Raw genomic sequence first — 415 nt, forward strand, 5'->3', positions numbered from 1 at the left:
TGGGCACTCTAAGGTGACTGCCGGTGACAAACCGGAGGAAGGTGGGGATGACGTCAAATCATCATGCCCCTTATGACCTGGGCTACACACGTACTACAATGGCCGGTACAACGGGAAGCGAAGTCGCGAGATGGAGCGAATCCTTAGAAGCCGGTCTCAGTTCGGATTGCAGGCTGCAACTCGCCTGCATGAAGTCGGAATTGCTAGTAATCGCGGATCAGCATGCCGCGGTGAATACGTTCCCGGGTCTTGTACACACCGCCCGTCACACCACGAGAGTTTACAACACCCGAAGTCGGTGGGGTAACCGCAAGGAGCCAGCCGCCGAAGGTGGGGTAGATGATTGGGGTGAAGTCGTAACAAGGTAGCCGTATCGGAAGGTGCGGCTGGATCACCTCCTTTCTATGGAGAATCG

General features: G+C 56.1%; 1 rRNA gene. It reads left to right on the plus strand.

Annotated features, from left to right (window positions below):
* Window positions 1–402 (plus strand): 16S ribosomal RNA (locus ACE5LO_RS27830); the annotation flags it as partial.
* Window positions 403–415: the final 13 nt, after the last annotated feature.

Source organism: Paenibacillus medicaginis (genome assembly GCF_042138635.1).
Taxonomy (GTDB): Bacteria; Bacillota; Bacilli; order Paenibacillales; family Paenibacillaceae; genus Paenibacillus; species Paenibacillus medicaginis.